General features: G+C 39.9%; 1 pseudogene. It reads right to left on the bottom strand.

Annotation, left to right across the window (positions count from 1 at the left end):
* Positions 1-298: pseudogene (rplJ, locus tag PZE06_RS28160) on the bottom strand (50S ribosomal protein L10); the annotation flags it as partial.

The following is a 298-nucleotide window of genomic DNA, read 5'->3' as shown; positions in this document are numbered from 1 at the left end:
GTCATCAACTGTTGCCACATTTCCTTCGATAACACCTGCTTTAATTTCAAGAGCCTCATGCTTTTTCTCGAATTCATTAAGAATTTTCGCTGGTGCAACAACATCTTCTGTACTGAACGCGATAGCGTTTGGTCCTGTAAGAACCTCATTCAATCCAGTAAGTTCTGTAGCTTCTGCAGCACGGCGAGTTAAAGTGTTTTTGTACACTTTGAATTAGATTCCAGCTTCACGAAGTTGTTTACGAAGTTCAGTTACTTCTGCAACGTTTAAACCACGGTAATCAACAACAACTGTTGAA

It is taken from the genome of Robertmurraya sp. DFI.2.37 (assembly GCF_029211245.1).
Lineage (GTDB): Bacteria > Bacillota > Bacilli > Bacillales > Cytobacillaceae > Robertmurraya > Robertmurraya methanolica_A.
The sequence above is the reverse complement of the archived record's forward strand: the minus strand, read 5'-3'. Positions and strand labels throughout refer to the sequence as shown.